The following is an 8,156-nucleotide window of genomic DNA, read 5'->3' on the forward strand; positions in this document are numbered from 1 at the left end:
TCCGGGGGCTGCGGCGACCTCTTTTGTTCATGATCGATTCACTGGTGGGCGTCCGGTCCGCCGCGGCAGCACCGCGGGGCTGTGCGCCGGAGGCCACCATGAGCGGTACGAACGGCAGGGGCGACACGGACGGGCCCGGAAACCGTACGCCGGGCACGGCGTTCCGTGCGACACGGGGGCCTGCGACGGCCACACAGGCGCTGATCGCCGGGCAGACCGTGGTGCAGCTGAGCATCGCGGCGGCCGGCGGGTCCCGATCGGGGCTCGCCGCCGCACTCGCCCCGGTGTCGGCGCTGCTGCTGGTGGGGTCCGCGGTCGCGTTCCTCGTCTGGTTCCTCGCCTGCCGGGCGAACGCCGAGCTCCTCGCCCCCGGGTCGCAGCGGTACACCGAGAGGCTCACAACGGGGGGTTTCTTCCTCCCCGTGCTGTGGTGGATACCGGTCCGGGCGGCCCTGGACATCCGGAACGCGAGCGGGTCGTCACGCGGCACCGCGCTGATTCTCTGGTGGTGGGCCGCCTTCGTCGCCAAGACGGCCGGCTCGCTGGCAGTGGACGGGACGACGACGCCGGGAGGCGGGTCCACCCCGTACGACATGGTGGTCGGCGTGCTCGCAGCGGTGGCGGCGATCCTGGTGATCCGGCTGATCACGGCCGACGTGGAGGCCGCGACCGTCGCCGGCCCGGGTGCCCTGCCTCCCGCTGCGTTCCCCGCCGCCTGACGGCGGGGCCGTAGCCCCGGGCGGTGTCCGGCGGAGCACGGCCGGACACCACCCGGCCGCCCACGCGAAGATGCCCGGTCGCCCCCCTCTGGAACGGGCGACCGGGCATCCGTGCGCGGGCCTCACGGCCGGTACGGGGACGTACGCGGGGCGGTGCTCAGGAGGCGGTGCAGACGCTCACGGTGGGGGCGGCGGTGTTGCCGTTCGCCTGCACGGTGAAGCCGAAGCTGGTCGAAGCTCCGGCCGCCAGGCTGCCGTTGTAGCTCGGCGTGATCGTCATGACCTTGCCCGTGCTGTCCCAGGCGGTCGTGCCGTTCCAGACCCCGGTGGTCGTCTGGTTGGCGCCGAGGGTGACCTTGACGCTCCAGCCGGTGATCGCGGCGGAGCCCGCCTTGATGGTCACCTGGCCGTTGAAGCCGCCCTGCCAGGTCTGCGTCGCCGTGTAGGTGGCGGTGCAGGTCTTGGTGCCGGTGCCGGGGTCGGTGCCGCCGCCCGTGCCGGGGTCGGTGCCGCCGCCGGAGGAGCTCCCGCCGAGGGCCGTCAGGACCGCGGTGTAGGCGGCCTTCTTGCCGTAGTTGTCGTCGAAGAGCAGCGGGGTGCCGCTGGCCCGCCACGAGTACTTGTCCGGGATGCCCCAGACGGTCAGCCCGGTGCAGCGGGTCACGGCGAGGCAGGCCTTGACGACGTTGCCGTAGTTGGTGGCCTGGGCGCTGCCGGAGCCCTCGATGTCCAGTTCGGTGATCTGCACGTCGACGCCGAGGTCGGCGAAGCGCTGGAGGTTGGCCTGGTAGTCCGACGGGACGGGCGAGTTGCTGTTGAAGTGGCTCTGGAAGCCCACGCAGTCGATCGGGACGCCCCGTGCCTTGAAGTCCTTCACCATGTTGTAGACGGCGGTGGACTTCGCGTTCACGCCGTCGGTGTTGTAGTCGTTGTAGCAGAGCTTCGCGGCGGGATCGACGCTGCGGGCGGTCGTGAACGCCTCCTCGATGAAGCCGTTGCCCAGCTTGTCCTGGAAGGGCGAGGACCGCCGCGCGCCGCTGCTGCCGTCCTGGAACGCCTCGTTGACCACGTCCCAGGCGTAGATCTTGCCCTTGTAGTGGGTCATCACCTGGGTGATGTGGTTGTTCATCGCGGTGCGCAGGTCGGTGGCGGCGAGGCCGCTCACCCAGCTCGGCAACTGGGAGTGCCAGACCAGCGTGTGGCCCCGGACCTTCATGTTCTTGCTCTGGGCGTGACTGACGATCTGGTCGGCGCTGGAGAAGTTGAAGGTGTTGCGGGTGCCCTCGACGGCGTCCCACTTCATCTCGTTCTCCGGCGTCACCGCGTTGAACTCGGTGTCGAGCGTGGCCGCGTACCCCGATTCGCCGAGGTGGTTGGCCGCCACGGCCGTACCGAAGTAGCGGCCCGAGCCGGCGGCCGCGGCGCCGAGGGTGCTTCCGGCGGCCTGCGCACTGCCGGAGAGCGCGACGACTCCGGTGAAGGAGACGAGGCCCGCCCCGCCCAGGGCGAGGGCCCTGCGGGCGAAGACGCGGAACGGGGAGCGGTGTCGCCCGCCCGCGTCGGACACGTTGATGGTCATGACTGCTTCTCTCTTCCGTGGTCGGACAAGAAGGAACTGACCGCCGTGGGGACGGCCACAATCGGAGGCACGCGGCCTTGCTCGCCATGCGCATGCCAAACATGGGGCCGGCCGGTCACGGGGTGCCGCGCTCCGCCCGCGGCCGGGACGACGCGCGGTCGTCCCGGCCACGGGGCACCGCCCGGCCGGCCGGGTCAGTGCCGGCCAGTGCGGCGCGCGGCGGCGCGGAGGCCGTCGGCGAGCGCCGTGTACGCGGGCTTGCGCACGTAGTTCTCGTCCATGATGTTCGCGGCACCCTGACCGGAGAACGTGCCCGGCACCCAGGAGTACTTGTCGCTGAAGCCCCAGACCGTGAAGGACTTGCAGCCCTTGACGGCGACGCAGGCGTCGAGCAGCCTGCGGTAGTCCTGGGCCTGGCGGGCCCGCTTAGTGTCGTCCGCCGGCAGCGTCATCCGCACGTCGATCTCGGTGAACGCGGTCTGCAGACCGAGGGCGTCGAAGCGGGCGAGGTTGTCGCCGACGTCACCCGGGAAGCCGTACTGGATGTCCAAGTGGCCCTGGATGCCCAGACCCTGGACCGGTACGCCCTGCGCGCGGAGCTTCTTGGCCAGGTCGTAGTAGGCGGTGGACTTGGCGTTGACACCCTCGACGTTGTAGTCGTTCATGAAGAGCTTCGCCTTCGGGTCGGCCGCGTGGGCCCACTTGAAGGCATCGGCGATGTAGGACGGCCCGAGTTTCTGCAGCCACAGGGAGTCCCGGTAGGTGCCGTCCTCGTCGAAGACCTCGTTGACGACGTCCCACTGGTAGATCTCGCCCTTGAAGTGGCGGACCTCGTCGGTGATGTGCTTGCGCAGGATGCCCCGGAGCGCGTTGGCGTCGATCGAGCCGTCCGCGACGCCCGAAGTGAGCCAGGCCGGAAGCTGGTTGTGCCAGACCAGCGTGTGACCGCGCACCTCCTGGCTGTTCTTCTTGGCGAACTTGACCAACCGGTCCGCCTGCGACCAGTCGTAGGTACCGCGGGCGGGCTCCACGACCTCCCACTTCATGACGTTCTCGGCGGTCACCGAGCTGAACTCGGAAGCCACGTCGGCCCGATAGGGTGCGTCGGCGGCCAGCGCGCTCGTGTCGACGGCCGTCCCGATGAGCAGGTCCGGACGCTCGGCGAGGGTACGCAGCGTCGCCTCGTGCCCGGCGTGCCGGGCGGGGGCCGCCTGGGCGGCGGCGCCGAGGGTCAGCGCGGCCACGGCACCCGTGGCGACGGCGAGGGCGAGTCGTCTGGACAGCATGGTGCAACTCCTCATAAGGGTGGGACTGGGGCGCGTCGCACCGACCGGAGCTCTGGCTTCACCCCCCGCCCTTCCGAAACTCTCTCGGTAAAAGACTGGTGGCGCTCCACTCCTTCACCTGGTCAGCGAGGGAGCGATGGCCTGGACTTACTTGACGATTCAGGCACATAACACCCCTGCGAGTGGTGCCCTGAGCCGTTCGTCGGCGCTGAGACAGATCCTGCGGCATGAATTGCCGCCGAAACAATGGCGCGTCACAAACGAAACATTTTCGTTCGAGATATCCCCATCGAACATGCGGGATTCGACGACGCCGCGCCCCGGAATCCGGACACCCCTCGCGCACGCCGACGACACGCCCCGGAGCCCCATGCCTGGCGACCCTCGCACCGGCGGAGCACACCGCCGGGCCGCACCGGCGGGCCGAGCCGCATCACACCCGCCCACCATGGACCACCGAGTCAAACCTCTTTGTGATGTGTCTAACTTCCGCAACTACAGGCGGACTTGCAGCACCCAGATCCACAAGTGCACTACGAACCGCGAGAGTTCGATTTATGCACGTTAGACCAGGTCGGCCCTGCGGCCGACTCGTCCCTCCCGGCACACCTGCCACAACAGGGCTCTGCGAAAACAGAGTTGACGATTGGACCGAGATCGCGGCGGAAGCCTCCGATGTGTCTGAACTTCACGTGAACCCCAGCGAAATGGCACGTGTGTGGATATCGTGCACCGAGCGATGGCGCATCCGCCGGTCCCGGGGACCGACGGATGCGCCGCGTTCGGGGATGCAACTGTGACTGGGGGGTTCATGGGGCATGTCGAAACACCCGACTCCGACATATCCGGGCCCGTGGGACTACGGCGTCTGCCACGCCCTCGTTCCACGGCACCCCGGAACCGCGCGACGGCCCTGGAGCAGCTCTGGAGGGCCCCTACCGCACAGCGCGACCTGACCGATCACCTACTGCCCGGCCGGCGGACGGCCCGCCGGGGAACGTCCCTGGCGGGCCTGACCGAGACCGTCGGCATGGCCGTTCCCGCCTGGGCCGTCCTGTCCTCGCGGGGGCAGCCGGTGGCCCTGCCCACCGCGGTCGTCGCGGCCCTCGTATGGGCCGGGGTACGGGCCGTGCGCGGGCGCTGGACGGCCGGACCGCAGCGGAGCGCCACCGGAGCGGTGGGAGTCCTCGGGGACTGGCTGGTCTTCGTCGGCCTGCTCGCCGTCGCCTGGGCCGTCGCCGGCGACACCGTCGATCCGACGGTCGCCCTGGTGGCCGCGGCGCCCGGCGGCGCGGTGACGGCCGCGGTGACCTCGGTGGTCCGGCGGCGAGCCCGCGCCACGCACCGCCGTCCGGTCCTGCGGGTCCTCGTCGTCGGCGAGGCTTCCGGCGTGGACACCGTGGCCGGCGCTCTCGGCTCCCGCGCGCAGCGGGAGGGGTACGCCGTCGTCGCGGCCGTCCCCGTGGGGGCGGCGGAGCCGGATCACCAGGTGCCCCTGACCGGGCGCCTCGGGGCCGACGGCACCGACGACGACGTCTCCACCGTGCTCGCCGGGGCGTACGCGTACGACGTGGACCTGGTCCTCGTCGCGCCCGGGCCCCTGCTCTGCGGAGACCGGCTGCGCCGACTCGGCTGGGGGCTGCAGGACGGCGGCATCGCGCTCTGCGTGCTCTCCGCGCTGACCGGGATCACCACCGCCCGGGTGCGGCCGGCCTCGGTCGCGGGGATGACCCTGCTGCACATCACCCCGCCCCTGCGGCGGGGCCCGCAGGCGGCACTGAAGTCGGTGCTGGACCGGTCGGGCGCACTGGCCGGGCTGGCGCTGCTGGCGCCCCTGCTGCTGGCGGTGGCGCTGGGTGTACGGCTCTCCTCCCGGGGCCCCGTCTTCCACCGGCAGGTCCGGCACGGACGGCACGACCGGCCGTTCACCATGTGGAAGTTCCGGACGATGGTGGTGGACGCCGAGTCCCGGAAGGCCGAGCTGACCACCGCCAACGAGGGGGCCGGGCCGTTGTTCAAGATGCGTCACGACCCCCGGGTGACCGGGATCGGAAGAGCTCTGCGACGTACCTCGATCGATGAACTCCCGCAACTTCTCAATGTGTTGCGAGGTGACATGTCCCTGGTGGGCCCTCGCCCTCCCCTTCCCGAGGAGGCGGCGGAGTACGACGACCGCGAGCGGAGACGGCTCGCGGTGAAACCGGGGCTGACCGGCCTCTGGCAGGTCAGCGGCCGGTCCGACCTCTCCTGGGAGGAATCGGTCTCCCTGGACCTCTGGTACGTCGACAACTGGTCGGTCTCCACCGACATGAACCTGCTGGCCCGTACGGTGCGCGCCGTCACCGACGGCCGCGGCGCCTACTGAGGGGCCGGTGGAGACGATGGGAGCACTCCGGGTGCCCCGCACCCGGCGGGGAACCGGGTCACCCGGGCAGTCCGGTCGACCCGGGCCGCCCGGCTCAGCCCTGGGCCGGGTCCCGGTCGCGCCACCAGGCGTAGGTCCCGGCGATCCCGTCCCTGAGCGAGATCTTGGGTGCGAAGCCGAGAGCCGTCAGGCGCTCCACGTCCAGCAGCTTGCGCGGGGTGCCGTCCGGCTTAGAGGCATCCCACTCGATCCTTCCCTGATACCCGATCACCTCAGCCACCGTCTCGGCGAGTTCGCGGATGGTCAGGTCGTCCCCGCACCCGACGTTGACCGGCTCGTCACCGTCGTACGAGGTCAGCAGCAGGGCGCAGGCCGCGGCCAGGTCGTCGACGTGCAGGAACTCCCGGCGGGGGGTGCCGGAACCCCACAGGGTGACGGAGGGTGCTCCGTCGCGCTCCGCCTCGTGGAAACGACGGACGAACGCGGGCAGGACGTGCGAGGTGGCCAGGTCGAAGTTGTCTCCGGGGCCGTAGAGATTGGTCGGCATGGCGCTGACGTACGAGGCGCCGTACTGCCTGCGGTACGACTGGACCTGCGCGATTCCGGCGATCTTGGCCAGCGCGTACGCCTCGTTGGTCGGCTCCAGCGGGCCGGTGAGGAGCGCGCTCTCGCTGATCGGCTGGGGGGCGTGCTTGGGGTAGATGCAGGAGGATCCGAGGAACAGGAGCCTCTTCGTGCCGGCCGCGTGGGTGCCGGCGATCACGCTCAGCTGGATGCGGAGGTTGTCCTCCAGGAACTGCACCGGCCAGGTGCTGTTCGCCATGATCCCGCCCACCTTGGCGGCGGCCAGGACGACGGCGTCCGGCCGGACGTCCCGCAGATACGCCTCGGTCCGCGCACCGTCGCGCAGGTCGAGGAGGTCGCGGCCGCGGGTGAGCACCTCGTAGCCGTCCGCGGTCAGGCGGCGGACCACCGCCGAACCGACCAGACCGCGGTGACCCGCCACGAAGACGCGTGCACCGGGGGGAAGTAGAGGGCGATCGGATTCCTGGGAAGCGCCGGGGAGATCAGTCGTCATGGCTCGGATTGTGCCAGCGGACGCGCGACACTGTGACCTTTTCACCGCAAACCGCTCATGTCATGCAATTCCGGGGTAACACAACGCCGTTCAGGCGACCACAGAAGGGGGGAGTCATGGCCAAGACCGCACTCATCACCGGCGTGACGGGGCAGGACGGCTCGTACCTGTCCGAGCTGCTGCTCGACAAGGGGTACACGGTCCACGGACTCATACGCCGATCGTCGAGTTTCAACACCGAGCGCATCGACCACATTTACCAGGGGCCCGAGGAGGCGGAGCGTTCCTTCGTGCTGCACCACGCGGATCTCGCGGACGGTGTGGCCCTGGTGAACCTGCTGCGCGAGATCCAGCCCGACGAGGTCTACAACCTCGGCGCCCAGTCGCACGTCCGGGTCTCCTTCGACGCGCCGCTCTACACCGGTGACGTCACCGGCCTCGGCTCGATCAGGCTGCTGGAGGCGGTGCGCGCCAGTGGCATCGACACCCGCGTCTACCAGGCTTCGTCCTCCGAGATGTTCGGCTCCACCCCGCCCCCGCAGAACGAGGCGACGCCGTTCCATCCGCGCAGCCCGTACAGCGTGGCCAAGGTGTACGCGTACTGGGCCACGGTCAACTACCGTGAGGCCTATGGCATGTTCGCGGTGAACGGCATCCTCTTCAACCACGAGTCCCCGCGCCGGGGCGAGACCTTCGTGACCCGGAAGATCACCCGGGGTGTGGCCCGCATCAAGGCGGGACTCCAGGACCGGCTGCACCTGGGGAATCTGGACGCGGTGCGTGACTGGGGTTACGCCCCCGAGTACGTGGACGCGATGTGGCGGATGCTCCAGCGCGACACCCCCGACGACTACGTGGTGGCGACCGGCGAGGGGGTCAGCGTCCGGCAGTTCCTGGAGCACTCCTTCGCCCATGCCGGTCTGGACTGGCGCGAGCACGTGCGGTACGACCCCAAGTACGAACGACCCAGCGAGGTGGACGCGTTGATCGGTGACGCCTCCAAGGCGGAGGAGCTGCTCGGCTGGAAGCCGCAGGTGCGGTCGATGGAGCTGGCGCGCATCATGGTCGACGCGGACGTCCGGCTGCTGGAGGCGCAGCTCAGCGGCGCGGCCGTGCGGGTGGACCGATG

6 protein-coding genes are annotated in these 8,156 nt (G+C 70.2%); 3 read left to right on the top strand and 3 right to left on the bottom strand.

Annotated features, from left to right (window positions below; genetic code table 11):
• Positions 1 to 98 precede the first annotated feature (98 nt).
• A complete protein-coding gene (locus ACFWEP_RS27430; RefSeq protein ID WP_387373864.1) occupies positions 99 to 719 on the top strand; it encodes a DUF4328 domain-containing protein in 621 nt (206 codons plus the stop codon).
• Between the two features lie 157 nt (positions 720 to 876).
• Here ACFWEP_RS27430 and ACFWEP_RS27435 read toward each other — a convergent pair whose 3' ends face one another.
• Both ACFWEP_RS27435 and ACFWEP_RS27440 read right to left on the bottom strand, forming a co-directional pair.
• Positions 877 to 2,298 (bottom strand): endo-1,4-beta-xylanase, encoded by a 1,422-nt coding sequence (locus ACFWEP_RS27435; protein ID WP_387373866.1) that lies wholly within the window; start codon positions 2,296 to 2,298, stop codon positions 877 to 879.
• Between the two features lie 194 nt (positions 2,299 to 2,492).
• On the bottom strand, positions 2,493 to 3,584 hold the full coding sequence (locus ACFWEP_RS27440; protein ID WP_387373867.1) for an endo-1,4-beta-xylanase: 1,092 nt from the start codon (positions 3,582 to 3,584) through the stop codon (positions 2,493 to 2,495).
• Between the two features lie 811 nt (positions 3,585 to 4,395).
• Here ACFWEP_RS27440 and ACFWEP_RS27445 point away from each other — a divergent pair.
• Complete coding sequence (locus ACFWEP_RS27445; RefSeq protein WP_387373869.1) at positions 4,396 to 5,949, top strand: exopolysaccharide biosynthesis polyprenyl glycosylphosphotransferase; 1,554 nt, start codon at positions 4,396 to 4,398, stop codon at positions 5,947 to 5,949.
• 94 nt (positions 5,950 to 6,043) lie between these two features.
• On the opposite strand, the gene ACFWEP_RS27450 is transcribed toward ACFWEP_RS27445, so the two are convergent.
• Complete coding sequence (locus ACFWEP_RS27450) at positions 6,044 to 7,027, bottom strand: GDP-L-fucose synthase family protein (RefSeq protein ID WP_387373871.1); 984 nt, start codon at positions 7,025 to 7,027, stop codon at positions 6,044 to 6,046.
• A 116-nt stretch (positions 7,028 to 7,143) separates the two neighbouring features.
• Between ACFWEP_RS27450 and gmd the strand changes: the two genes are divergently transcribed.
• A partial coding sequence (gene gmd, locus ACFWEP_RS27455) for a GDP-mannose 4,6-dehydratase (RefSeq protein ID WP_387373873.1) occupies positions 7,144 to 8,156 on the top strand: 1,013 nt, incomplete at its 3' end.

This window comes from Streptomyces sp. NPDC060198 (assembly GCF_042728415.1).
Taxonomy (GTDB): Bacteria; Actinomycetota; Actinomycetes; order Streptomycetales; family Streptomycetaceae; genus Streptomyces.